Origin of the sequence: Pseudarthrobacter oxydans (assembly GCF_034258515.1) — a bacterium.
Taxonomy (GTDB): domain Bacteria; phylum Actinomycetota; class Actinomycetes; order Actinomycetales; family Micrococcaceae; genus Arthrobacter.
This window is the reverse complement of the sequence record NZ_CP139438.1, coordinates 630,170-653,203: the sequence shown is the minus strand read 5'-3', so window position 1 is coordinate 653,203 and position 23,034 is coordinate 630,170. Positions and strand designations below refer to the sequence as shown.

22 protein-coding genes, 1 tRNA gene and 1 other RNA gene are annotated in these 23,034 nt (G+C 65.2%); 14 read left to right on the top strand and 10 right to left on the bottom strand.

The annotated features are described in order from the left end of the window. Positions 1-2: 2 nt before the first annotated feature. Entirely contained in the window at positions 3-1,298 is a 1,296-nt protein-coding gene (locus SMD14_RS03070; RefSeq protein WP_321215274.1) for an ABC transporter substrate-binding protein, read from the bottom strand. 348 nt (positions 1,299-1,646) lie between these two features. Beyond that, positions 1,647-2,867 (bottom strand): ROK family transcriptional regulator, encoded by a 1,221-nt coding sequence (locus SMD14_RS03065; RefSeq protein WP_321215273.1) that lies wholly within the window; start codon positions 2,865-2,867, stop codon positions 1,647-1,649. A 148-nt stretch (positions 2,868-3,015) separates the two neighbouring features. Between SMD14_RS03065 and SMD14_RS03060 the strand changes: the two genes are divergently transcribed. The 5 genes from SMD14_RS03060 to SMD14_RS03040 are packed head-to-tail and all read left to right on the top strand — an operon-like array spanning position 3,016 to position 7,644. Further along, positions 3,016-3,756, top strand: a complete 741-nt coding sequence (locus SMD14_RS03060) for a sugar phosphate isomerase/epimerase (protein WP_321215272.1) — start codon at positions 3,016-3,018, stop codon at positions 3,754-3,756. After that, complete coding sequence (locus tag SMD14_RS03055) at positions 3,753-4,883, top strand: Gfo/Idh/MocA family oxidoreductase (RefSeq protein WP_321215271.1); 1,131 nt, start codon at positions 3,753-3,755, stop codon at positions 4,881-4,883. The genes SMD14_RS03060 and SMD14_RS03055 overlap by 4 nt, the downstream gene beginning before the upstream one ends. Further along, positions 4,880-6,082: a Gfo/Idh/MocA family oxidoreductase gene (locus SMD14_RS03050; protein ID WP_321215270.1), complete on the top strand. Its 1,203-nt coding sequence runs from the start codon at positions 4,880-4,882 to the stop codon at positions 6,080-6,082. The genes SMD14_RS03055 and SMD14_RS03050 overlap by 4 nt, the downstream gene beginning before the upstream one ends. Position 6,083: 1 nt before the next feature. After that, on the top strand, positions 6,084-7,079 hold the full coding sequence (locus SMD14_RS03045; protein WP_321215269.1) for a sugar phosphate isomerase/epimerase family protein: 996 nt from the start codon (positions 6,084-6,086) through the stop codon (positions 7,077-7,079). 31 nt (positions 7,080-7,110) lie between these two features. Then, positions 7,111-7,644 carry a GNAT family N-acetyltransferase gene (locus SMD14_RS03040; RefSeq protein ID WP_321215268.1) on the top strand — a complete coding sequence of 178 codons (534 nt, stop codon included), beginning with the start codon at positions 7,111-7,113 and terminating at the stop codon, positions 7,642-7,644. 20 nt (positions 7,645-7,664) lie between these two features. On the opposite strand, the gene SMD14_RS03035 is transcribed toward SMD14_RS03040, so the two are convergent. After that, positions 7,665-9,803, bottom strand: a complete 2,139-nt coding sequence (locus tag SMD14_RS03035; RefSeq protein WP_157239305.1) for a glycogen debranching N-terminal domain-containing protein — start codon at positions 9,801-9,803, stop codon at positions 7,665-7,667. 55 nt (positions 9,804-9,858) lie between these two features. After that, entirely contained in the window at positions 9,859-10,920 is a 1,062-nt protein-coding gene (locus SMD14_RS03030) for a glycosyltransferase family 4 protein (protein ID WP_321215267.1), read from the bottom strand. Between the two features lie 220 nt (positions 10,921-11,140). Here SMD14_RS03030 and SMD14_RS03025 point away from each other — a divergent pair, with 220 nt between their 5' ends. Next, complete coding sequence (locus SMD14_RS03025; RefSeq protein WP_157239309.1) at positions 11,141-11,839, top strand: DsbA family oxidoreductase; 699 nt, start codon at positions 11,141-11,143, stop codon at positions 11,837-11,839. A gap of 57 nt (positions 11,840-11,896) precedes the next feature. After that, a complete protein-coding gene (locus SMD14_RS03020) occupies positions 11,897-12,547 on the top strand; it encodes a TetR/AcrR family transcriptional regulator (protein WP_157239310.1) in 651 nt (216 codons plus the stop codon). A gap of 34 nt (positions 12,548-12,581) precedes the next feature. On the opposite strand, the gene SMD14_RS03015 is transcribed toward SMD14_RS03020, so the two are convergent. Together SMD14_RS03015 and SMD14_RS03010 are read right to left on the bottom strand one after the other, a co-directional pair. Then, the gene (locus tag SMD14_RS03015; RefSeq protein ID WP_321215266.1) at positions 12,582-13,256 is read right to left on the bottom strand and encodes a LytR C-terminal domain-containing protein; all 675 of its coding nucleotides are present in this window, start codon (positions 13,254-13,256) and stop codon (positions 12,582-12,584) included. Next, a complete protein-coding gene (locus SMD14_RS03010; protein ID WP_199775313.1) occupies positions 13,249-13,548 on the bottom strand; it encodes a type II toxin-antitoxin system VapB family antitoxin in 300 nt (99 codons plus the stop codon). The genes SMD14_RS03015 and SMD14_RS03010 overlap by 8 nt, the downstream gene beginning before the upstream one ends. A 148-nt stretch (positions 13,549-13,696) precedes the next feature. On the opposite strand from SMD14_RS03010, the gene SMD14_RS03005 reads away from it, so the two are divergent. Next, the gene (locus tag SMD14_RS03005; RefSeq protein WP_321215265.1) at positions 13,697-14,626 is read left to right on the top strand and encodes a hypothetical protein; all 930 of its coding nucleotides are present in this window, start codon (positions 13,697-13,699) and stop codon (positions 14,624-14,626) included. Positions 14,627-14,904: 278 nt separating this feature from the next. Continuing rightward, positions 14,905-16,320, top strand: a complete 1,416-nt coding sequence (locus SMD14_RS03000; protein WP_409339704.1) for a stealth family protein — start codon at positions 14,905-14,907, stop codon at positions 16,318-16,320. Positions 16,321-16,329: 9 nt separating this feature from the next. On the opposite strand, the gene SMD14_RS02995 is transcribed toward SMD14_RS03000, so the two are convergent. The 3 genes from SMD14_RS02995 to SMD14_RS02985 form a co-directional block, all read right to left on the bottom strand. Next, a complete protein-coding gene (locus SMD14_RS02995) occupies positions 16,330-17,283 on the bottom strand; it encodes a phosphodiesterase (protein ID WP_321215264.1) in 954 nt (317 codons plus the stop codon). A gap of 164 nt (positions 17,284-17,447) precedes the next feature. Then, positions 17,448-17,960 carry a glutathione peroxidase gene (locus SMD14_RS02990; protein ID WP_321215263.1) on the bottom strand — a complete coding sequence of 171 codons (513 nt, stop codon included), beginning with the start codon at positions 17,958-17,960 and terminating at the stop codon, positions 17,448-17,450. Positions 17,961-18,073: 113 nt separating this feature from the next. Then, positions 18,074-19,585: a peptidoglycan DD-metalloendopeptidase family protein gene (locus SMD14_RS02985; protein ID WP_321215262.1), complete on the bottom strand. Its 1,512-nt coding sequence runs from the start codon at positions 19,583-19,585 to the stop codon at positions 18,074-18,076. A 259-nt stretch (positions 19,586-19,844) separates the two neighbouring features. Between SMD14_RS02985 and SMD14_RS02980 the strand changes: the two genes are divergently transcribed. Then, positions 19,845-20,735: an oxygenase MpaB family protein gene (locus SMD14_RS02980; RefSeq protein ID WP_321216208.1), complete on the top strand. Its 891-nt coding sequence runs from the start codon at positions 19,845-19,847 to the stop codon at positions 20,733-20,735. Between the two features lie 59 nt (positions 20,736-20,794). On the opposite strand, the gene SMD14_RS02975 is transcribed toward SMD14_RS02980, so the two are convergent. Continuing rightward, positions 20,795-20,879 (bottom strand) — tRNA-Ser (locus SMD14_RS02975). A 383-nt stretch (positions 20,880-21,262) separates the two neighbouring features. On the opposite strand from SMD14_RS02975, the gene SMD14_RS02970 reads away from it, so the two are divergent. The 4 genes from SMD14_RS02970 (at position 21,263) to ffs (ending at position 23,016) form a co-directional block, all read left to right on the top strand. Beyond that, a complete protein-coding gene (locus SMD14_RS02970) occupies positions 21,263-22,000 on the top strand; it encodes a hypothetical protein (RefSeq protein WP_321215261.1) in 738 nt (245 codons plus the stop codon). A gap of 68 nt (positions 22,001-22,068) precedes the next feature. Then, complete coding sequence (locus SMD14_RS02965; RefSeq protein ID WP_321215260.1) at positions 22,069-22,491, top strand: hypothetical protein; 423 nt, start codon at positions 22,069-22,071, stop codon at positions 22,489-22,491. 59 nt (positions 22,492-22,550) lie between these two features. Then, positions 22,551-22,874 carry a hypothetical protein gene (locus SMD14_RS02960; RefSeq protein WP_321215259.1) on the top strand — a complete coding sequence of 108 codons (324 nt, stop codon included), beginning with the start codon at positions 22,551-22,553 and terminating at the stop codon, positions 22,872-22,874. A 45-nt stretch (positions 22,875-22,919) separates the two neighbouring features. Further along, positions 22,920-23,016: signal recognition particle sRNA small type (ffs, locus tag SMD14_RS02955), an RNA gene on the top strand. The last annotated feature ends 18 nt before the right edge of the window (positions 23,017-23,034 follow it).

Here is a 23,034-nt window from a genome sequence, read left to right as displayed (position 1 = left end):
GGTCAGAAGGTCGCCTTGGCGGTCTTGATCTCTTCAGCCATCTGCTTGGTTGCGTCATCCGCTGTGGCCGTGCCGGACGGGACCGCGTAGACGTTCTTGTTGATGGCCTGGGAAATCTGCGGGTACACCGGGGAGACCGGCCTGGGCTTGGCACCCTTGACCGAGTCGAGCAGTTCCTTCGCGAACGGCATCTTGGCCAGGACTTCGGGGGCGGAGTAGGCGGCCTCGTTCACCGGCGCCTGGGAGTTGTCCATGGCCACGTGCTTCTGCCACTCCGGGGAGGTGGCGAACTTGATGTAGGCCACGGCTGCGCCCGGGTTGGTGGAGTGGGCGGAGATGGCGAAGTTCCAGCCGCCCAGGACGCCGCTTGGCTTGGCGGAGCCGTCAAAGGAGGGCAGCGGTGCCACGCCGAAGGTGCCTGCCAGGTTGGTGGCGTTCAGGAGGCGGTAGACGTGGGGCCAGTTGCGCTGGTATCCGAAGTTGCCGGACTCGTAGGCCAGGCGTGCGGGATCTTCGTTGTAGGTCAGCACGGCACGGTCCGCGGAACCGTTCTTGATGCCGTCGGCCATGAAGTTCAGGACCTTGCGGGTGGTGTCGTTGTCCACAGCCACTTCGCCGTTGGCATCCAGGACCTCGCCGCCGGCGCTGTAGAGGAGTTCGAGGAAGTTCACAGTCAGGCCTTCATACTGCTTGCCTTGGTAGACCAGCCCGTTGCCTGGGGCCTTGGCTGCCTCTTTGTAGAGCTGCTGCCAGGTTTCCGGCTTGGCCACCTTGTCCTTCTGGTAGTAGATCAGGCCGGCGTTCGTGTAGAAGGGTGCGGCCCAGTACTTGCCGTCGTACTTCACCGTCTCCGTCGTGGACGTGATGAGGTTGTCCTTGATTCCTTCGACCAGTTCGGTCTGGTCAAGCAGCCAGCCCTGGGAGGCGAACTCGGCCGTCCAGATCACGTCCGTCATGAAGATGTCGCACTCGGTGGACTTGCCTTCAAGGCGCTGGACGGCCTGCGTGCGGGATTCGTCCGTCGTGGCACCGATCTCCGTGTACTTCGCCGTCATGCCCGGGTTGGCGGCATTGAAGGCCGCCGTGGTGTTCTTGTGGATGCCGCTCGCGTCTTTGCCGCCGCACAAATGGATGTTTCCCTTGGCGCCTTCTGCGCTCTTGGGATCGGCTACGGCCGCGGCCGGAGCCTGGGTCGATTCCGATTTCGACGCCGGCTGGTTTCCGCAGCCCGCGAGCATGACACCGGCAACTACGGTTGCTGCAACACTCTGGGCAAGACGACGGCGTCTTGCTGGCATGGATGCCTTCACGAGTTTCCTTTCGGGGTGGCCTGGTCCGCCCATTCGGTCCACGGCCATAATCGGACGGCCGCAGGTACCGGACAGCGGGACGATGAAGCGGTCAGCCGCAACTTTCAACCGCTATAGGTCAAAAGTATGTAAGCGAGCCGCTGTAAGCAGATTTCCATGGAGTGTGACCCATGTCAACAAGAATCGGATGGGATTTTTCGGTATCCGATTGGATCCCGGGGTACATCTGCCGGTATTCGAGGGCATGCCGCGGCGAGGCCTGCGTGCTTGGGTGCTTGCGTGCCTACGCGCTTGGGTGCACGGACTGTACAGGCCTGGAAATTGGGGGGGACGCGCCTAATCAGCCTGGGTGGACGTCCGGATGGCGGTTTCCACCGCTTCGGGCGAGAGGACGTGGTCAATCACCATCCGGCTGGCACCAAGTATTGCGGCGTCTGCCGGAGCTTTGGACTGCTCGATGCGGAGCCGGGACGTGGCAAGCGGCAGCGATCTGCGGTAAACCGCCTCGCGTACCCCCGCCAGCAGCTGGTCGCCGGCGCGTGCCAGGCTTCCGCCCACCACAATGACGGAAGGGTTGAGCAGGTTCACGCAAATTGCGAGTACCTCCCCCAGGTCCCGTCCGGCCTGCCGCAGCGCATGGATGGCCTGGACGTTTCCCTTGGCCGCGAGTTCCACCACGTCTGTACTGGTGGTGGCCTCGATTCCTTCCGCACGCAGCTTACCGGCCAAGGCAGGTCCGGATGCCAGGGCCTCGAGGCATCCGCTGTTGCCGCAGCGGCACAGCACGTCCTCGCCGTCGGGGACCCGGACGTGCCCAAGGTCGCCGGAAGTACCATCTGCGCCACGCTGGATTTGGCCGTTGCTGATGATGCCGGCACCGATGCCCGTGGCCACTTTGACCAGCAACACGTTCTGGAATTCCTGCCAGTGGGCGTACCGCTCACCGATCGCCATGATGTTCACGTCGTTATCCACCAGCACGACCGTGCCCAGCTGCCGGCCAACGAATCCGGCCACATCGAACCCGTCCCAGCCCGGCATGATGGGAGGTTTCACCGGCCGCCCCGTGCTGTGTTCCACAGGACCGGGGAGTCCTATCCCCACTCCGGCAAGATCGCCGACGCGGCGCCCGACGTCTTCCAACAGCTTGCGCCCTATTTCGATGACGCGGTTCAGGACGGTTTCGGGACCTTCCCCAATATCGATCGCTTCGGAGTGCCTGGCAAGGATGGTGGCATTCAGGTCGGTGGCCGCCACCGAGGCATGGGTTGCGCCTATGTCGGCGGCGAGCACCAGCCTGACCCCCGCGTTAAACGCAAATTTCGACGGCGGCCGCCCGCCGGAGGAGGCCGCTTCGCCGGCCGGACCCACCAGGCCCATGGCAAGGAGGGCATCAATCCGGGAGGCAACAGTGGTCCGGGCAAGGCCGGTCAGGTCCGCCAGTTCGGACCGCGTGCGGGGCTTGCCGTCACGGAGCAGCTGGAACAGGTCACCGGTGCGCGAAAGCAGCCCGGCTTCCTGCTGTAGACGCGGTTGTTGCCTCGGAACGATCGCCATACCTAAGGAATAGCACATTCGGAAATACTTTGGTTCGAGTAATCCTTGACTTTTGATTGACTTGCGCCAAAAGTCGCCGTAATTTGTAAAAAACCCAACTCATGTGCTGCGGCGCATGCAACATCGAGCAGCAAGGAATGGGCAGGCCATGGACTACTCGCTTCAGCTTTACACTCTTCGGCGGCCCTTGGAAGAGGACCTTCCCGGAACCATCGGCAGGGTCGCGGACATCGGTTTCACCCAGGTGGAGCCCTACAATTTCGTGGCCACCGCGAAGGAGCTGGGCAGTGCCCTGAAAGAGAACGGACTGACGGCGCCGTCCGGCCATGCCCCGCTGCTCAGCCAGGACCAGGACGAAATCTTCGCAGCGGCCAGGGACCTGGGCATCACCACGGTGATCGACCCGTTCATCCCCGCCGACCGCTGGCAGACGGCCGAGGACATCCGTGCCACGGCGGAGAAGCTGAACGAAGCCGCCAAAAAGGGCGCCGAGTACGGCATCCGGGTTGGCTACCACAACCACCAGTGGGAGTTGGAGTCACTCGTCGAAGGCCGGACCGCCCTGGAATACTTCGCCGACCTGCTTGACCCGGAACTGGTCCTGGAAGTGGACACCTACTGGGTGGCCGTGGGCGGGCAGGATCCGGTGGACATCCTCGCCAGGCTTGGTGACCGGGTAAAGCTGATCCACATCAAGGACGGCCCCCTGACCACGGATACCAAGGCCCAGCAACCGGCCGGCAAGGGCAAGGTGCAGGTCCTTGACGTCATCGCCGCAGCAAAGGCCCTGGAGGTGGGCGTGGTGGAATTCGACGACTACGAGGGAGACATCTTCCAGGGCATCGCCGAGAGCCTGGCATTCCTCAACAGCGCAGGAGCCAGCGAATGAGCACCCCCTCCCCCAGCAAAGGCCCGGTGGGCGTCGGCGTCATCGGCGCGGGCAACATCAGCAAGCAGTACCTGGACAACCTCACCACGTTCCCCGACCTCAAGGTCCACGTCATCGCGGACCTCTTCGAGGAAGCCGCCGAAGCCCGGGCCAACGAATACGGCATCCCCGAGTGGGGCGGGGTGGAAAAAGCACTGCACCACCCCGACGTCGAGATCATCGTGAACCTGACCATTCCCGCAGCCCACGTCGAAGTGGCCACAGCAGCCGTACACGCCGGCAAGCACGTCTGGACCGAGAAGCCTTTTTCCCTTGACCGCGAATCAGGCCTGGGGCTCCTCAAAACCGCAGACTCCGCGGGGATTCGCCTGGGCTGCGCCCCGGACACGTTCCTGGGCGCCGGGCTCCAGACTGCACTGCGCCTGATCCAGCGCGGCGACATCGGCACGCCCCTGACCGGCATGACCACCTTCCAGACGCCGGGTCCGGAGTCCTGGCACCCCAACCCCGCCTTCCTGTTCCAGTACGGCGCCGGCCCCCTGTTCGACATGGGCCCCTACTACCTCACCACCCTGGTCCAGGCCTTCGGCTCCATCCGCAAGGTGGCCGCCGTCGGCTCCAAGGCCAAGGACATCCGCGTCATCGGTTCCGGACCCAAGGCCGGCGAGGAGTTCACCGTGGAAGTCCCCACGCACGTCTCGGCCATGGCGCAATTCGAAAGCGGCGCGTCCTCCCACAGCGTCTTCTCCTTCGAATCTCCCCGCACGCGGATGGGATTCGTGGAGATTACAGGCACGGAGGCCACTATCTCCCTGCCGGATCCCAACAACTTCGACGGCGACGTCAGGCTTTGGCGCGCGGGCGACGAAGCCTGGACCACCATCCCGGCCACGGGCCCGGCGAACGGCCGCGGCATGGGCGTCCTGGACATGGCGCGTTCGCTGCGTGCCGGCGTCCCCCACCGCGCCCCCGGCAGCCTGGCCTACCATGTGCTGGACGCCATGGTCTCCATCTCGGAATCCATGGATTCAGGAACGTTCGTGGACGTGGAAAGCTCCGCCCCGGCCTCTGCTCCGCTCCCCGAGGACTGGGCACCGGAGACGCTGACCCTGGGGGAGGGCGCATGAGCCGGGAACCGGGAACCACGGCGCCACTGGGTGTGGCGATGATCGGCTACGCCTTCATGGGCAAGGCACATTCCAACGCGTGGCGGAACGTGGCCAGCTTCTTCGACGTCCCGGCGTTTGAACAAAAGGTCCTGGTTGGCCGCGATGCCGCCGCCGTCTCGGAGGCTGCCGGCAGGTACGGGTGGGCGGAAACGGCCACCGACTGGCGCACTGTCCTGGAGCGGGACGACATCCACATCATCGACGTCTGCGCCCCGGGATGGATGCACGCCGAAATCGCCATCGCCGCCTTTGAGGCGGGCAAGCATGTGCTGCTGGAGAAGCCCCTCGCCAACACCCTGGCGGAGGCCGAGGCAATGACCGCTGCGGCGCAGGCCGCACGGGCCAGGGGCGTCCAGTCGATGGTCGGGTTCAACTACCGCAGGGTGCCTGCCCTTGCCCTTGCCAAGGAGCTGATCGCCGAGGGCAGGATCGGCACGGTACGGCACGTCCGTGCCGCCTACCTGCAGGACTGGCTGGCTGACGACCAGGCGCCCATGACCTGGCGGCTGAAGAAGGAAACAGCCGGCTCCGGCGCCCTGGGTGACATCGCCTCCCACGCCATCGACCAGGTGCTGTTCCTCCTGGGGGACCGGGTCACCGAGGTCACCGGCCGCCTGCACACCTTCGTGAACAGGCGCCCCGGCACGAGCGGTCCCGCAGGCGGCCTTGAGGATGTAACGGTCGACGACGCCGCCTGGGCAACATTGTCCCTCGCCTCGGGAGCAGTCGCCTCAGTGGAGGCCTCCAGGGTGGCCACCGGACGGAAGAACTCCCTCCAGCTTGAGGTCTACGGCGACAAGGGCGCCCTCCGGTTCGACCTGGAAAACCTCAATGAGCTTGCGTTCCTGGATGCCACCGCACCCGCCCGGGAGCAGGGATTCCGCCGGATCCTTGTCAACGAGCCCGAGCACCCGTACCTTAAGGCGTGGTGGCCGCAGGGCCACATCATCGGCTGGGAGCACACCTTCACCCACGAAGTCCGCGACTTCCTGCTTGCCGTCAGCTCCGGAACCGCGCCGTCGCCGTCGTTCGAGGACGGGCTGGCCGTCCAGCGCATCCTGGACGCCGTGGAGGAATCCGCCGCCGCGAAGAGCGCCCTCATCCAACTGGCCCCCGCCAACCCGGCCGCCACCGCCACCCACCCGCAAGGAGCCTGACATGCCCCGCCCGTTTACCCTGTTCACCGGCCAGTGGGCCGACCTGCCCTTCGAAGAGGTGGCCAAACTGGCCTCCGGCTGGGGCTACGACGGCCTGGAAATCGCCGTCTCCGGGGACCATCTGGACGCCTGGCGCTGGGACGAACCCGGCTACGTGGAGTCCAAGCTCGCCGTACTGGAAAAGTACAACCTGAAGGTTTGGGCCATTTCCAACCACCTCAAGGGCCAGGCCGTGTGCGATGACCCCATCGACTTCCGCCACCAGGACATCGTGGGCGCCAAGGTCTGGGGCGACGGCGACCCCGAAGGCGTCCGCCAGAGGGCCGCCGAGGAAATGAAGCACACCGCCCGGCTCGCCAAGGCACTCGGGGTGGACACCGTCGTCGGCTTCACCGGCTCCTCCATCTGGCAGTACGTGGCCATGTTCCCGCCCGTCCCGGAAAAGGTCATCGACGCCGGCTACCAGGACTTCGCCGACCGCTGGAACCCCATCCTGGATGTCTTCGACGAATGCGGCGTCCGGTTCGCCCACGAAGTCCACCCGTCCGAGATCGCCTACGACTACTGGACCACCGTCCGCACCCTCGAGGCGATCGGACACCGCGAAGCGTTCGGCCTGAACTGGGACCCCTCCCACATGATGTGGCAGGGAATGGACCCCGTTTCCTTCATCTGGGACTTCAAGGACCGGATCTACCACGTGGACTGCAAAGACACCAAGATCCGCCAGACCGGCCGCAACACGGTCCTGGGCTCCCACCTGCCCTGGGGCGATCCGCGCCGCGGGTGGGACTTCGTCTCCGCCGGCCGCGGCGACGTCCCCTGGGAAGCCTCGTTCCGCGCCCTGTCCGCGATCGGCTATGACGGGCCTATCTCCGTCGAATGGGAAGACGCCGGCATGGACCGCCTGCACGGCGCCCCCGAAGCCCTCGCGGCCCTCAAGAAGTTCGACTTCCCGCCGTCGAGCACGTCCTTCGACGCCGCCTTCAAGCAGTAGCTCCCGGGGGGCACGCACGTAGAATCCCTGCATGACCCACACCATCCGCCCGGCAACAACAGACGACGCCGGGGCGCTGGCAGCCCTGGCAACCGTCACCTTTCCGCTGGCGTGCCCGCCGTCGACGTCGCCTGAAGACATAGCAGCGCATCTGGCGAACACCCTCAGCGAACAGCACTTCCGGACGTACCTCAGTGACCCGGACGTCACCGTCCTGGTGATAGACGGGGAGGGCGCCCTCCGCGGGTACAGCCTCCTGGTGAACCGTCCCGCGGCGGACCCGGATGTGTCCGCGGTGCTGACATTGACGCCGTCGGTGGAGCTCAGCAAGTGCTATGTGCATCCCGGGCACCACGGCCTGGGCGCCGCTGCGGAGCTGATGCACGCCAGCCTCCAGGCGGCGGCCGGATCAGGCGCAGCCGGTGTGTGGCTCGGGGTCAACAGCCAAAACGCGCGGGCCATCCGCTTCTACGAGAAGTCAGGGTTCCGCAGGGTGGGAACCAAGTCTTTCCGGCTGGGAAATACCGTGGAGCACGATTTCGTGCTGGAGCGAGCCCTCCTGTGACCAGCCCCCCCGCTGCCCTCTTACACGTACTCAGCCGGGTAAGCCAGTGGCGGGCGCGGTTCCGCCAGGAGCTTGAGGCCCGGCGGCAACCCCTCCACGGTGCCGTGGGTCCCGGACGCCCTGATGTTGATGCGGGCGGTGTCCAGCAGCACGTTTTCAGCCCGGAACTCGCCCACCTCCTCCGGAAGGATCGGCGCCAGGTGCACTACCCCGTGCGTGAAGACGGGGTCGAAGCGGAGCAGGGCCCGGACCAGTTGTATGGGCGCCGCCGCCGCCCATGCCTGCGGCGAGCAGGCGGTGGGGTATGCCACCGGTCCGGAGAACTCGCCGCGGTCGAAACCGCAGAACAGTTCGGGCAGCCTGCCGTCAAAATGCTCAGCTGCCTCGAAGATGCCGGTGGCCACCCGGCGCGCCTCTTCCACGAATCCGTAGCGCATCAGCCCGGTTGCCACCAGGGCCGTGTCATGCGGCCACACCGAGCCGTTGTGGTAGCTCACCGGGTTGTAGGCGCCCATGTCCGAGCTGAGGGTGCGGATTCCCCAGCCGGTGAACATCTGCGGGGACATCAGGTGCTCCACCACGGAAGCCGCCTTGTCCTCATCCACGATGCCCATCCAGAGGCAGTGCCCCATGTTTGAAGTACACGCGTCCACCGGCCGCTTGTCCTTATCCAGCGCCACGGCGAAGTAACCCTTGTCCGGCAGCCAGAACTTCTCGTTGAAGGCGGCCTTCAAATCCGCGGCGCGTTCAGCCCAGTGCTGTTCCAGGGCGCGGTCGCCGCTCCAGCGGGCCAGCAGTGACCGGCCCACATAGGCGGAGTAAACGTAGGCCTGGACTTCGCAGAGGGCAATGGGCGCCTCCGCCATGGTCCCGTCCGCGAAGTTGATGCCGTCCCAGGAATCCTTCCACCCCTGGTTGACGAGTCCATGGTCGTTGGGCCGGATGTACTCCACGAACCCGTCGCCGTCGCGGTCCCCGTACTTCTCGATCCACTCCAAAGCCCTGTCCACGTGGGGCACCAACGGCTCCACAATGTCCTTTGACTGCCCCCACCTGCTCAGCTCGCCAACCAGGGCCGCAAACAGCGGCGTGGCGTCAGCGGTGCCGTAGTAGGCGCTGCCCCCCAGCGCCAGCCCCGCGGTGACGCCCAACCTCACCTCGTGCGGGATGCGCCCCGGTTCTTCCTCGGAGTCCGTGTCCACCTTCGTCCCCTGGAGGCCGGCCAAGGTCTGCAACGTCCCGGCCGCCAGTTTGGGGTCCACCATCAGGCTCATGTAGGAGGAGAGGATGGAGTCGCGGCCGAAGAGCGCCATGAACCAGGGGGCGCCGGCGGCGACGGCTACCCGTTCCGGATGGTGCGGGTCGAAGATCCGCAGGGATCCCAGGTCGCTTTGGCTGCGGTTCAGCAGATCCTGCAGGTTGGCGTCCGACACGGTGATCAGCGGGACGTTCTGCTCCCAGTGCCGGTGCCGGCGGGCGCCCTCCCGGTGGTGCGGCAGCCCGTCCTCGCTGAAGGCGTCGGCGGGGGCCTGCCCGTTGATCAGGGGGACCACAATGATGCTGGTAGCCCACTTGCCGCGGGGTGGAATGGTGGCGCGGAAGCGGAGCCCGTCTGTGCTGACGGCGGCGCCGCGGGCCCGGACGGCCGTTCCCCGCCGTTGGCCGTTGCGGGCGCTTTCAATCACGAGCTGGCCGTCGCGGACCGTGCGGACGGCCTCGGCATGCTTTGACGTGCGGCCCACCTTGACGTCGAAAAGATCGTCCTGGTCTGCACCAACGAGGAGTTCGATGTCGCATTCCACAGGCTCAGCCGAGTAGTTCTCCAGCGTGATGTCGTCCTGCAGGCCGGGGCCGATGTGGCGGGTTTGACGGACCACCAGCGGGCTGTCGAACCGGCCGTCCGGCCACTGGGCCCTCCCAACGAAGGTGGCTTCGAAGGGCTTGGGCCGTTGCGCCGCCAACGGTTCACGCAAGGAGCCATTAACTCGGAGGATCCAGTGGGAAATGATGCGCGTGTCCTGGTAGAAAGCACCGTTCGTGCCGGTGTCTGAACTGATGTCCCCGGTGCCGGATGAGATGCAGAACGAGGATCCTTCCAGCACCGTCACCGAACCTGATTCGGATGCGGCGGCCTCGGTGTCGGCGTTCCATGCAGTCAAGGGAAAGGGCTCCTTCGCTAGGAGGCGGACTTACCGCGGTTCGGAAGACCGTCCCTTAAAGATTCTGGTGCAAACCGATCGCATCCGGAACCCCTGGGGGAGCCTCCCCTGCGACCAGCTTCTCGAAGAGCCGGAGGTGCTCGTTCACCATGCGTTCCTCGCTGAACCGTTCCGCGGCGGCCTTTCGGCAAGCTGCACGGCTGAGGCTCTCCGCCTCATGCACAAAGCCCGCCAGCTGCTCCGTGCTTCCCAGGTACCCGGTCCGGCCATGGTCGATAATTTCGGGTGCGGAACCTATCCGGGTGCCTATTACAGGGGTGCCTGTGGCAAGCGCCTCGATCATGACCAGCCCGAAAGGTTCAGACCACTGAATCGGGTTGAGGAAGGCCAGCGCCTCGCCCATCAGCCGATACTTGATGGCGTCGTCCACTTCGCCGACGAAGTCCTCATTGGGCCCCAGCATGGGCTCGATGACCTCACGGAAATACCGGATTTCGTCGGGGTCGCGCATCTTGACCGCTATCCGCAGCGGCAGTCCCGCCTCCCTGGCGATCATAATGGCCTCCAGCAGTCCCTTATCGGCGCAGGCCCGCCCGACGAAGCACAGGTAGCCGCCGGTCCCCGACCCCATCGGAACGGAGGAAACGTCCATCCCGTGGTGGATGACCCGCGTCACCGGCACCTCCGGTGCGCGCGAGCACTGGTCCCGGGAGATAGCGATCACAGCCGCCCTCCGGCCGATGGCACGGTAGATATCCACTGCGTCCGCACTGAGCGGGCCGTGGATTGTCGTTGCCACCGGGACCTGGTCAGGCCGCTCCACGTACAGGGGGCCGGTGAGGGTGTGGTCATGGATGATATCCACGTCCCCCATGGCTGCGTACGCCCGGACTACGTGGCTCAGCTCAGAGATGGCTAAACCGAGTCCGTCACTGTGGGCAGGCCGCATGCCCGGAGCCCGGGGGACAGCGCATGTGCTGTCCGAGGGAGCTGCCAACACGACGTCATGCCCGGCCGCCGCAAAGCCTCTGGCGAGGCTGTCCACTACTCTTTCAATGCCACCGTACGTTACCGGTGGAACAGGGATCCAAGGTCCTGCAACCAGTCCTATCCGCATTCCTGGCCTCGCCTAGAACGGGCCTGGCTCCCCAGCCGGGCCGGGCAATACTGTCCGCGGAACCTGATATGTCCCGCGGTCTAATTCAGAATCATCCGGTGGCATCTGCTTAGCCTTCAACTCAGACTATGGCGCAGGATTGGCGGCAGACAAGACCCACTGTGCGGCAACTAACACCGGGCTCCGGAATGGCGGCCCGAAATCCGCGGTTACGTCCAACATGAAGATAGAGATCTGGTCCGATGTTGCCTGCCCGTGGTGCTTTATTGGCAAGCGGCGCTTCGAAGCTGCCCTGGCGGCCTTCCCGCACCGTGATTACGTGGACGTGACCTGGCGCAGCTACCAGCTGGACCCCACCCTTCCCGAGCACTATGACGGCACGGAACTCGAGTACCTGAGTTCCCGCAAGGGCATCCCCGCAGAGCAGGTCTCGGCGATGTTCGGCCACGTTGCCGGCCAGGCGAAGGCCGAGGGCCTGAATTACCGGTTCGACTCGGTGGTGGTGGCCAACAGCTTCACCGCGCACCGCCTGATCCACCTTGCCGCTGCCCACGGCAAGCAGGATGCTGCAAAGGAACGCCTGCTCAGCGACCACTTCGAGCATGGCAAGGACATCGGCAGCCGGCAGTACCTTGCGTCGCTCGGCGTCGAACTCGGCATCGACCCCGGCGCAGTGGATGAGCTCTTCACCACGGACAAGTACGCGGACGCAGTCCGCTTCGATTTCGAGGAGGGCCGGTCCCTGGGCATCAGCGGCGTCCCGTTCTTCGTGATCGACCGGAAGTACGGACTCTCCGGGGCACAACCCGTTGAGACCTTCACTGCCGCCTTGAACCAGGCATGGCAGGAAGCCAATCCCCTTGTCATGGTCAACTCCGGCGAGGGGGAGGCCTGCGGACCGGACGGCTGCCCGGCGTAGGAAAGTGCGGCAGGAAAGGGCGGGGCGTTTACTGACACATGGCGGTAAAGTGTCTGTATGCCCAGGATTTCAGCGGCCAGTAATGCCGAGCAGCGAGCGGACACCCAGCGCCGCATCCTTACGGCCTTCGGCGAACTCCTTTTCTCCCATGGCCTGCCCGGGCTGACCATGACGGACGTGGCACGGCACGCCGGGGTGGGCCGGACCGCCGTCTACAACTACTACGCGGACATCGAAGAGCTGCTGATTTCCTACGCCCTGGATGAGACTGAGAAGTTCCTCTCCGAACTGCGGGACTCCCTGGGACGACTGGACAACCCCGTGGACAGGCTCGCGCTGTACGTCCGCGCGCAGGTGGTGGACCTCAGCCGCCGCCACCTCCCGCCGGGGCCTGCCATGGGAGCGGTGCTCTCGCCGTCGTCCTTTGCCAAACTCGCCAACCACGTGGGCGAGCTGAGCGTCCTGCTGCAGGGGATCCTGCGGGACGGAATGGAGCAGGGCTACCTTCCTGTGGCGGACGTCAACCAGCAGGCACAGCTGATCCTGGGCACGCTGTCCTCCAGCGCGGCCAGGGGCAGCGATGAGCCCGCCGAACTGGAAGCCCGGGTGGCCAGGACGGTCCGCTTCATCCAGCTCGGGGCCGGGGCAAGGTTCGACGACGACGGCCGCCCCGTCCGGCTGGCCCCGCTTCCCGCGGTGGCTGGCTAAGCAGCACCACAGTGGGCGGGCGGCCAACCCCGCGTCACGGAGTGGGCGCTGCAGAGGGGATGACTGGCCATTTGTCGTCGTCGGCAACCCGGCGGCTTTCCCGCGGACAACCCAGCTTTCCGGGCGTCTGGTCAACGAGCTCGGGCGGGGCCAGCGCCTTGTAGTCCTGGGAGAGGATCACGTCCACGCTTCCGTCTGTCCTGCTGTCCTGGAAGTAGTCCGAACCCGGCAGGTTGCGCTGGACACTGAAGGCAGCGGCCTGCCCGGCCGCCCCGGAAACCACGGCGGCAATGCCACGGTAGCCTGCGTCGATGTTGGACACCGCGCCCACTACGAACTTCCTGGCCAGGAACTCATCCGCCACCGAGCGGGCCAGCCCGGGCCTGCTGGTGGAGTTATAGACGTTGAGGTTGATCTGCTCGTGGGGGGTGTAGTCAAAGGTGGCGGCCGGGCAGGTGGAAACGGCCTCCTCGGCCGGCGCTGCGGCAGGAAACTTCAGCCGTTCGTCGATGATGGCCAGCGCGGTGATGATGGCCGCAACGATGAGGCCGATCAGGAGGACCAGGACAACCCCGTGCAGCGCCCGGCGGCGCACGCGCGCTGTATCGTCGGCGTCGCGGGCCGCTTCAAAGGTGGCCCGCAGTTCGGGGCCGGTGACAACGTGGTGGCCGTGGAGGACACTGACGTCCTGCTGCTTTTTCCTAGCCATCTATCACCAGGACGCGAGCGTGGATTGCGGTGCGCTGGTGCAGGGCGGTGCGGACGGCGCGGTGCAGCCCGTCCTCCAGGTACAGGGTTCCCTGGTACTGCACCACGTGCGGGAATAGGTCACCGAAAAAGGTGGAGTCCTCGGCCAGCAGCGCTTCCAGGTCAAGGGTGCGTTTGGTGGTCACCAGCTCATCCAGCCGGACGGGCCGCGGCGGGAGCGAGGCCCAGTCCTTCGGCGTCATGTAACCATGGTCGGGGTAAGGGCGGCCCTCGCCCACAGCTTTGAATATCACCTTGCCACACTAGGCATCCTGCACGTCCAGCGAAAGTGCCCGGGCGTGCCTGTTGCAGGTTGTGGCCAAACAGTGACCATGTGTCACATGCGGTGCCCAAGGCCCGCCAGGAACAGCCCGCCCCCGGCACTGCTGAGAGAATAGATGTATGACAGTATCCGAGTCCCCCGCCGTGCCCGCACCAGGAGCCCATGCACGAGCCACACCGCCTCTGGCACTCCTGCTCGACGTGGACGGGCCGGTGGCAAGTCCGGTCACCCGCGATGTGAAGCGGGAGATCATCGACGACCTGGTGGCCCTCGCCGCCGCCGGCATCCCCGTTGTTTTCAACACCGGGCGCTCTGACGCGTTCATCAGGGAACAGGTCATGGAACCCATGATCGCCGCCGGGATTCCGTCAGGCACCATCATCCACGCCGTCTGCGAGAAGGGCGCCGTCTGGTTCAGCTACACCGCGGCCGGGCCCGGCCCTATCCACGTGGACCGCGAACTCGCCGTGCCGGCAGCCTACGGGGACGACATCCGGCGGATGGTGGCAGAGGACTATGCAGCGCACATGTTCTTTGACGAAACCAAGCGGGCCATGGTGTCCGTGGAGCAGCACATCGAGGTGCCAAGTGCCGAGTACCTGGCGGAGCAAAAACTCTTCGACGCCGACGCCATGGACCTGATGGCCCGCCACGGGCTGGGAGTGGTGCGGCTGGACCACCACGCCCCCAATTCCGACGACGAGGTGGACTACCGGGTGGACCCCACCATCATTTCCACGGACATTGAATCGGTGCGGCTTGGGAAGGACCTGGGAGCCAGCCGGGCAGTGGAGCTGCTCGCGGCACAGGGCATCACCCCGGAGGCCTGGCGGACCGTTGGCGATTCGCGCACGGACTATGCCATGGCTGACTGGCTTCACCACAACGACCACCCGGTCAAGCACGTGGATGTCCGGCCCGCGGACGGCATCCCGGAAAAACCGTACCAAGTCCTGACCGCCGAGGACCTGGGGCTTCCGGCGTCCGTAATCCATGACGACGCCGGCGGTGCTTTCCTCCGCAGCTGGCGGGAGGCGCTGGGCGGCTGAGCCCCTTCCGGGCATCGGCTGCCCGAACCCCTGCCGTTTTACCGGCGGGGCTATCATGCACATAGGAACGCTAACTAATACGCAGCACGGAGACCACCATTACAGAAGCACCGGTTCAAGACGAGGTCTACTACGGCGGCCAGGCATCCGTAGAGGAACAATTTCACGCAGAGATCACCTCCGCAGAAGCTGAGCAGCGCCTCAACCCGCGCCCTGATGTCATTACGCACAAGGGCCGCATCGCCCTGATCAACTACAACAGGACTCCCTACCAGGCCATGGTGGAGGACCTGCTGTTCGTCAGGAATGTGCTGGCCAACGCCGGCCTGGCATACCTGCTGGTCAGGGGCAACAACGACCGCCCTGTCATTGCCTTGGACTGGAAAGACAGGAAGAAGCTCCGGGCCGCCCTGGTGGAAGCCTGCCAGGACGAACCCTTCTACTCCATGACCGTGGACGCCAAGAAGAAAACCTCCCTCCTGGTTGCGGACGGTGAACTCTCCTCCAACCGGCAGGCGCGCATCTTCCGCCTGTACCGGCCGCGGGTGGAGCCGGCCGGCGGCTTCGAGTTCGGTGCCTCCGCGGGTGTCCAGATTGAGCTTTGGTCCTTCAAGGGCGACGAGATCATCCTGCCGATCGAGAACTCCCTCACACGCAGGACCCTGCTCCGGCAGGACGCCGTCCGAGGCACCGTTGAACGCTACGGCCACACCTGGCCCACCATCGAGAACATGTTCGCGGACCACGCGAGCGACATCAGCTTCGACATCGACCTGGTGTTCTCCTGGGTGGACGGCAGCTCCCCTGAGTACATAGCCGCCCGGCGGGCCCAACAGAAGGACGTTGTCCTGGGCGAGGGCGATGACCACGAGGCCCGCTTCCGGCAGATCAACGAGCTCAAGTACGCGCTGCGGTCCGTCTACATGTTTGCGCCCTGGATCCGCCGCATTTTCATTGCCACGGATTCACCGGCACCCGCGTGGCTGGCGGAACACCCGTCCGTGACCATCGTCCGCAGTGAGGAGTTCTTCTCGGACCCCTCCGTGCTGCCCACGCACAACTCCCAGGCGGTGGAGTGCCAGCTCCACAACATCGAAGGCCTGTCCGAGCACTTCCTGTACTCCAATGACGACATGTTTTTCGGCCGGCCGGTCAGCCCGGACCTGTTCTTCACCCCGGGAGGCATCACCAAGTTCATCGAGGCCGAAACCCGGATCGGCCTGGGCGAGAACGCTGCAGAGCGCAGCGGGTTCGAGAACGCGGCCCGCGTCAACCGCAAGCTGTTGTGGAACAGGTTCGGCCGCATCACCACCCGGCACCTGGAGCACACCGCAGCGCCGCTGCGGCGCAGCGTGGTGGCGAAGATGGAGCGCGAGTTCCCGGAGGAATTCCGAAAGACGGCGGCCAGCCGCTTCAGGGCGGCGGACAACATCTCCGTGACCAACTCCTTCTACCACTACTACGCCCTGCTCACGGGCCGGGCAGTAACCCAGACGGCGGCGAAGGTCCGTTACGTGGACACCACCATGCGGACGGGACTGAACTACCTGCCCAAGCTGCTGGCCAAGCGGAACATGGATTTCTTCTGCCTGAACGATGGCAGCTTCCCCGAGGTGGATGCCGACGAGCGCGCCGCACTGGTGACGGACTTCCTGGAGAAGTACTTCCCCATCAAGGCGCCCTGGGAAAAGTAGGCGGGCGGCCTACCGGCTTGTGGGGAGCCCGAGCTTCGCGCTGTTCGGCTGCTTGAGCTTCGCGCTGTTCCGCTGCTTGGCGGTTTCCGGAATCCGGATCCCGGCTGAGGCCAGCCGGAACTCGGTTTCTTCCGGCGAGACGTACTCCCCCACTGTCGTGGACCTTCCCAGCGGAACCACCGAGTGGACGATGGTGTGCTCGTAAACATGCACCAGGTTGAAGGATTGCCCGCCGTCCTGGCCCCGGGTGCCGCCAACGGGAACATTGAGGTCCTGGGTGTAACAACTGGCCGACGCCACCGATACCGGGATGCCGGCGAAGCTCGCCGTCGTCGAATAATGCAGGTGGCCCGCGAGGATGGTGCGGACATCAGAGTTCCGGACTACTGCCTCAAGAGACGCCTGGTCACGCAGCTCCACCAGGACCGAGAGATCCAGGACGGAGGGTATGGGCGGGTGGTGCAGCGCCAGGATGGTGCCGTCAGGAGCGGGCGTGTCCAGCTCCCGCGTCAGCCAGTCCAGCTGCGCCGGGCTCAGCTCGCCGTGGTGATAACCGGGAACTGAGGTGTCCATGGTGATGACGCGCAGCCCGTTGACGAAGTAGCTCTTGTCCACCGGCGCGTCATTGGGGGCTTCGTCCAACAGTCCCGCCCGGAAGTTTTCGCGGTTGTCGTGGTTACCCATCGCCCAGATCACCTCGGCGCCGAGTTCCTCGCAGGCGGGCTCAACGATTGCCCGCAGTTTCACGTAGGCTCCCGGATCGCCCTTGTCGGCGAGGTCGCCGGTGAAGATCACGGCCTCCGGACGCGCCCCGGACGCCTTCACCTCTTCGAAGAGCTGGATAAGGCGTGCTTCGCTGTCAACGACGCCGTAAAGGGGATCCGGACCTCCCATCAAGTGGGGATCGCTCAGGTGGAGTAGGAAGTGGCGTGGCCGGGGATGTTCGGCCTCGATGTGCTCCATTGCTGCCTCTGTGGTCGGTGGGAAACGGCGCTTCCCTTGTACCCTTCAGTAATGTTTATCCAATCAGACATTTGGCAAACTTTGGGTGAATCGCCGTAGTTGATGTGAAAAAAAATGAAAGAACTGCGCTTTTCGGCCGTCCGGTTCGGCGAAGCGCCCCTTTTTCAACAGAGGGCCTCCTCGACGGCGTCGATAACCTCCGCCGAATCGGGCTCCACGGTTGGCGCGAAGCGGTTCACCACCTGGCCGTCCCTGTTGACCAGGAACTTCTCAAAGTTCCATTTCACCAATCCGGGCAGCAGCCCGCTTTTGAACTTGGTGAGCTCCGCGTAAAGGGGGTGCTGGTTCCTGCCGCGGACGTCCGCCTTGAGGGTGAGGGGGAAGGTGACCCCGAAGTTGCGCTGGCAGAATTCGGCGATTTCGCTGTCGCTGCCCGGTTCCTGCCCTGCGAACTGGTTGCACGGGACGCCGAGTACTTCAAACCCCCGGTCCCGGAACTTTTGATACAGCGTCTCCAGCCCCGTGTACTGGGGCGTGAACCCGCAGTTGGAGGCAACGTTGACCACCATCACCACTTTGCCCTTGAACCTGCCAAAATCGGTCGGGGAACCGTCGTTCAGGGTCAGCGGAACCCGGTACAGGTCAGTTACAGGCGGCTTCCCCAAGAAGTTGTCCATGCATGGAATTCGTTGCCAATGGATCACGGTATTGGTCCGGGCTTGGCGTTTCCAGCACGGATTTCCGGCGCACTTCAGGGCGCCGATGAGGAGCTGGTTGCCGATGCCGCCGGTTAGATGGGGGCCGGCTCGGTCGGGGAAGGCTCGATCGGGGCCGGCTCGATCGGCGCAGGCTCAACCGGGGCCGGCTCAATCGGCGCAGGCTCAACCGGGGCCGGCTCAATCGGCGCAGGCTCAACCGGGGCCGGCTCAACCGGCGCAGGCTCGATCGGGGCAGGCTCGATCGGGGCAGGCTCGATCGGGGCCGGCTCAACCGGGGCCGGCTCAACCGGGGCCGGCTCAACCGGGGCCGGCTCAATCGGCGCAGGCTCGATCGGGGCAGGCTCAACCGGCGCAGGCTCGGTCGGGGCCGGCTCAACCGGCGCAGGCTCGGTCGGCGCGGGCTCAACCGGGGCCGGCTCGGTCGGGGTAGGCGTCCCAGTCTCAGTCGGCGCAGGCGTCCCAGTCTCAGTCGGCGCAGGCGTCCCAGTCTCAGTCGGCGACGGCGTCCCAATGTCAGTGAGCGACGGCGTTCCAGTTTCCGTCGGCGTGGGGGACGGCGTGCCGGTGTCGACCGTCGCCACCAACAGCGACGCGGATGCTGGCCGCGCAGAGGAGCCAGCCGCCGTCGTCGGGACATTTGCCCAGGGGGCGGCCGAGGGAGCCTCGCTGCCCAGCCCCACCGGAATGGTCCAGCGTATGGGCCCCGTGGAGGCAACACCGGGGACTGGCAGGTAGGTCAGCAGCTCAGCGGGCCCGGCGCCAAGCGGGCGTACCGCCATGAGGTGCCATTTCAGCGGATTCGTGTGGCGTCCGTTGAGGATTGTTTCGAAATGCAGGTGGCATCCCGTCGACCACCCGGTAGTGCCTACCCGGGCAATGGCTTGCCCAACATTGACGAAGTCACCGCTGCGGACGGCAATGGACTCGAGATGGTTGTAGGTGGTGACGAGTCCGTTGCCGTGATCGATCTCAACCCGGTTGCCGCCGCCCCATGGATGCCATCCGGCGGCACGGACCACACCTGAATCCGCCGCGTACACCGCGGTGCCGCAGGAGGCCGAATAGTCCTGGCCGAGATGGAAGTCCCCTGCCAGCCCGGACAACGGGCTTACGCGGAATCCGAAGGGCGACGAGGGAATCAGCAGTTTGAGGGGCGCCATGAGATAGCCTGCCGGCGGCCTTCCCACCCCTGAGAGCCCTACCGTGACCGGCGCCGGAGCATCCTCACCGAGACTTCCTACGAGCGGGCGTGGAAAGGCAATTTCGGCTTGGGGAGCGGCCAGGACCGCGGCTGTCCGGGGAGCCGCCACAAGGCTGTCCGACGGAGGTACCGCGGCGGCAAATCCAGTGGCCTCAGTACCAGCGACGGTGCCGGCACTGAGACCAGTCGAATTCCCCGCAGCACCGGCGCCCGGACGGGCAACGGATGCCGCTGCGGTTCCCGTTTCAGGAGCGCTGCCGGAGAGGTTGAAGGCGCAGACGGAAATGGCGAGCGCCCCCGTGGCGGCCAGTGCCCGCGCTACAGGCAGGCAAAAGCCCTTGGCGTTCTTATCGTCCTTCCCGGATACCGCGTGATTGCCCACAAGACTGACTCCAGGACTTGGCCACCCGCACGCGTCTTGACGGTACCTACCATGAGAGCATATGGCCGCAGCCCTGTGAACCCCGGAGCGGGGACACTGCGGGGTTTTTTGTGGAGACTGCCGTTTCCAGCGCCGCCAGGTGGTACAGGACCAGTCGCTGCGGCTGCACTAAAAAGGTGCTTACGATAAGCTCTACAGCCGAGTTCTCCACAGGAGGGCGTGCACCATCAAGAACATTCTCAGTCCCATCAAGAAGCGCCTGGTCCGAACCTTCAGCAACGGTTCCGAAGGCGTTCAGCAGTGGCAATTGGATCTTGCGGAGGGCGATGACCCGGGGTACCACCTGCCCGGTTCCGCGGTATGGGCAGTGCACGGTTCAATGTCGCCCATTGTCGCCGGAATCCGCACTCTGTTGATGCAGTCCCTGCACCCCGGCGCCCTTGCCGGCGTCCACGAACATTCAAACTTCCGCGAGGACCCGCTGGGCAGGCTGGCCAACACCATCCGCTGGATCTTCACAGTGACCTATGGCTCCAAGGAGGCCGCCGAGAACGCCTCACGGAGGGTGCGCCGGCTGCACGAGGCCGTCCAGGGCAGCTACCGCGACAGCCAGGGGGCGCAGCGCACCTACAGCGCCAACGATCCGGAACTGGCCAGCTGGATCCATCTGGCCTTCACTGACGCCTTCCTCACCGCCCACAAGCTGTGGGGAGGCACGATTCCCGGCGGACCGGACGCGTACGTCCGGGAGTGGGCCCAGGCCGGCCGGCTGATGGGAGTGGAAGACCCGCCGCTCACCGAGGCGGAATTGCACAGGCAACTGGACCGCTGGTACGAAAGCGGTGATCTCCGCGTTGACGCCCGCGTGGCAGAGACAGTGGAATTCGTCCGCAACCCGCCCTTGAACAGGGTGCTCCGGCCGGGTTACCGGATCCTGTTCGCGGGCGCCGTGTACAGCCTGGAGCCAAGGTACCGCCGGATGCTCGGGCTGGACGTTCCCCGGCTGGGTCCCCTGCCGCTGCCGGTGAGGCTCGCGACAAAGCTGGTTCTCGCCGTCGTACGCCTGGCCTTGGGACGCAGGGGTCCAAGCGAGCTGGCCGCCAGGGAACGGCTTCGCCGGCTTGGCGTGCCGTCCGCGGAGGCGGGATGATCGCTGCAACAAAAGAAAGGACCCTGCCCCCGATTGAACGGGGGCAAGGTCCTCACCGGCGGAGAATGGGGGATTTGAACCCCCGAGGGCGTTAACCCAACACGCGTTCCAGGCGTGCGCCATAGGCCGCTAGGCGAATTCTCCAGCTGCTTCTGAATCAAAAGCAGATACTAGGTTACCTGATGTTTTCCGCATCGCCCAATTGGCCGAAACCGGCTGGTCCTCCACGGGCCCTAAGGACAGCGGCCCTGCTCCTTAACCACGAAATGGACGCCCCCAACGCGCCCATTCCCCGGACACCGTTGAGCTGCCGGGTCCGGCCCGTTCAGCCAGGCCACGCACCTCACAATCTGGAGATTGCCCCAATCGGTGTATGTACCCATATTCAGGGGAGTTGCCGGGATAAGCAACGGGTCGCGTTGACTCATCAAAGATGCCCGCGTAGCGGTATTCGAAGAATCATCTGAGAATGCCCGCGTAGCGGCGTGTCCGCCGTGGTGGCGCCCGCCGCTTCGGCAGTGTGAGCCATGGAGCTTTCGATGAGTGAACGCAGGGCTGTCACCAAGGCGATTGCCACCCGTTATGCCCGCTCGGACCGGGCCGGGAAGAAGCAGGTTCTTGACGAGTTGTGCGCAATGACGGGCTGGCACCGGGACCATGCCCGGAAAGCGCTGCGACTGGCGCTGGTGCTCAAGCCCGTCCGGCCCCGGGCGCCGCGGGCTCCGCTCTACGGGGAGCCGGTGATCGAGGCGCTTCGGTTCTGCTGGGCGGTGCAGGGGACCCCGTGCGGGCGGTTGCTCGCGGCCGCGCTGCCGGACCTGGTGCCACGCCTGCGCCGGTTCAAGGAGCTGCAGATCGACGACGCTACGGCGGCGCAGTTGCTGCACATCGCACCGGCGACAATTGACCGCCGGCTCAAGGCGGACCGGGCAAAACTCGATCCCCGGGGCCGGTCCCACACCAAGCCGGGGACACTGCTGAAAGACTCCATCCCGATGCGGACCTGGGCCGAATGGAACGACGCGGTGCCGGGGTTCGTCGAGATCGATCTGGTCGGCCACGAAGGCGGCAACAGCCGGGGCGAATTCTGCTTCACGCTGGATATCACCGACATCGCCACCGGCTGGACCGAACGCGCTCGGTCAGGAACAAAGCCCAGAAATGGGTCTTTGCCGCCATCAAAGACGCGACCGCCGCGTTCCCGTTCCCCATCCTCGGCATCGATTCGGACAACGGCGCGGAGTTCATCAACTGGGAGCTGCTGACCTGGTGCGAACAGGAGAACCTGACGTTCACCCGGTCCCGCTCCGGGAACAAGAACGACGGCGCGCATGTGGAACAGAAAAACTGGCACATCGTCCGCCAGACCGTCGGCTACCACCGCTACGACACCGCCGCCGAGCTCGAACTGCTGAACCGGATCTGGGCGCGCCAGCGGCTGCTGACGAATCATTTCGGGCCGCAGCAAAAGCTCCTGGCAAAGGTCCGCACCGGTGCGAAGACCAGCAAGACATACGACCGGCCAGCGACTCCGTTCCAACGCGTCCTGGCCGACACCGGCACCGTCTCCCGGGACGTGAAGACCCGACTACGGCGGGAAAACAAGCCCCTGAACCCGGCCGCCATCCAACGTCAGATCCAGGCACTTAGCGCCGAACTGCTAACCCTGACAACCGCGAAACAAGGCACCAAACCCCAACCCGCCATCCGGGCAAAACCAAATGATTCCACGAACCAACCTAGGCGGGCATCTTGACATGATTCCCCGGGCGGGTGTTGTCCGTTTGCCGGCTGCATTCGGGCACGATGGAAACCATGAATAAGCTGCATGCGCTGGTGGTCTACGTCCCCCGTTCCCACACGGAACGGGTCCTTGCGGCGATCGGTGACGCCGGAGCCGGCAGGATCGGCAATTACTCGCACTGTTCGTTCATCATGTCCGGGACGGGCCGTTTTACTCCCCTGGAAGGCTCCGAACCGTACCTTGGGCAGGTGGGGAAACCGGAGGAGGCGGCCGAGGACAAGATTGAATGCGTGGTTGACCAGGCATTGCTGGGCGCTGTCGTTGCAGCGCTGCGGGCTGCGCATCCCTATGAGGAACCAGCCTTTATGAGCTGGCCGGTGGAGGGCTGGCGCTGATCGAAGGCCGATTCGAGTCGGGCCGGAAGTTCAGGTAAAGTGTCTGACGGCCCCTCATGTGGCGTCATCCTGTTGAACTCCCCCAGGACCGGAAGGTAGCAAGGGTAAATGGGCTCTGGCGGGTGCATGGGGGGTCTTTACTATTCCCCCACAGGGCGGC

Coding starts and splice junctions, on each gene's coding strand:
- SMD14_RS03025 (WP_157239309.1), top strand. CDS start 11,141: ATGAAGATAGAGATCTGGTCCGATGTTGCCTGCCCGTGGTGCTTTATT.
- SMD14_RS03015 (WP_321215266.1), bottom strand. CDS start 13,256: ATGGCTAGGAAAAAGCAGCAGGACGTCAGTGTCCTCCACGGCCACCAC.
- SMD14_RS03060 (WP_321215272.1), top strand. CDS start 3,016: ATGGACTACTCGCTTCAGCTTTACACTCTTCGGCGGCCCTTGGAAGAG.
- SMD14_RS03020 (WP_157239310.1), top strand. CDS start 11,897: ATGCCCAGGATTTCAGCGGCCAGTAATGCCGAGCAGCGAGCGGACACC.
- SMD14_RS03070 (WP_321215274.1), bottom strand. CDS start 1,298: ATGCCAGCAAGACGCCGTCGTCTTGCCCAGAGTGTTGCAGCAACCGTA.
- SMD14_RS02995 (WP_321215264.1), bottom strand. CDS start 17,283: ATGGAGCACATCGAGGCCGAACATCCCCGGCCACGCCACTTCCTACTC.
- SMD14_RS02970 (WP_321215261.1), top strand. CDS start 21,263: ATGGAGCTTTCGATGAGTGAACGCAGGGCTGTCACCAAGGCGATTGCC.
- SMD14_RS03055 (WP_321215271.1), top strand. CDS start 3,753: ATGAGCACCCCCTCCCCCAGCAAAGGCCCGGTGGGCGTCGGCGTCATC.
- SMD14_RS02990 (WP_321215263.1), bottom strand. CDS start 17,960: ATGGACAACTTCTTGGGGAAGCCGCCTGTAACTGACCTGTACCGGGTT.
- SMD14_RS03065 (WP_321215273.1), bottom strand. CDS start 2,867: ATGGCGATCGTTCCGAGGCAACAACCGCGTCTACAGCAGGAAGCCGGG.
- SMD14_RS02960 (WP_321215259.1), top strand. CDS start 22,551: ATGAATAAGCTGCATGCGCTGGTGGTCTACGTCCCCCGTTCCCACACG.
- SMD14_RS03050 (WP_321215270.1), top strand. CDS start 4,880: ATGAGCCGGGAACCGGGAACCACGGCGCCACTGGGTGTGGCGATGATC.
- SMD14_RS03045 (WP_321215269.1), top strand. CDS start 6,084: ATGCCCCGCCCGTTTACCCTGTTCACCGGCCAGTGGGCCGACCTGCCC.
- SMD14_RS03030 (WP_321215267.1), bottom strand. CDS start 10,920: ATGCGGATAGGACTGGTTGCAGGACCTTGGATCCCTGTTCCACCGGTA.
- SMD14_RS03040 (WP_321215268.1), top strand. CDS start 7,111: ATGACCCACACCATCCGCCCGGCAACAACAGACGACGCCGGGGCGCTG.
- SMD14_RS03000 (WP_409339704.1), top strand. CDS start 14,905: ATGGTGGAGGACCTGCTGTTCGTCAGGAATGTGCTGGCCAACGCCGGC.
- SMD14_RS03005 (WP_321215265.1), top strand. CDS start 13,697: ATGACAGTATCCGAGTCCCCCGCCGTGCCCGCACCAGGAGCCCATGCA.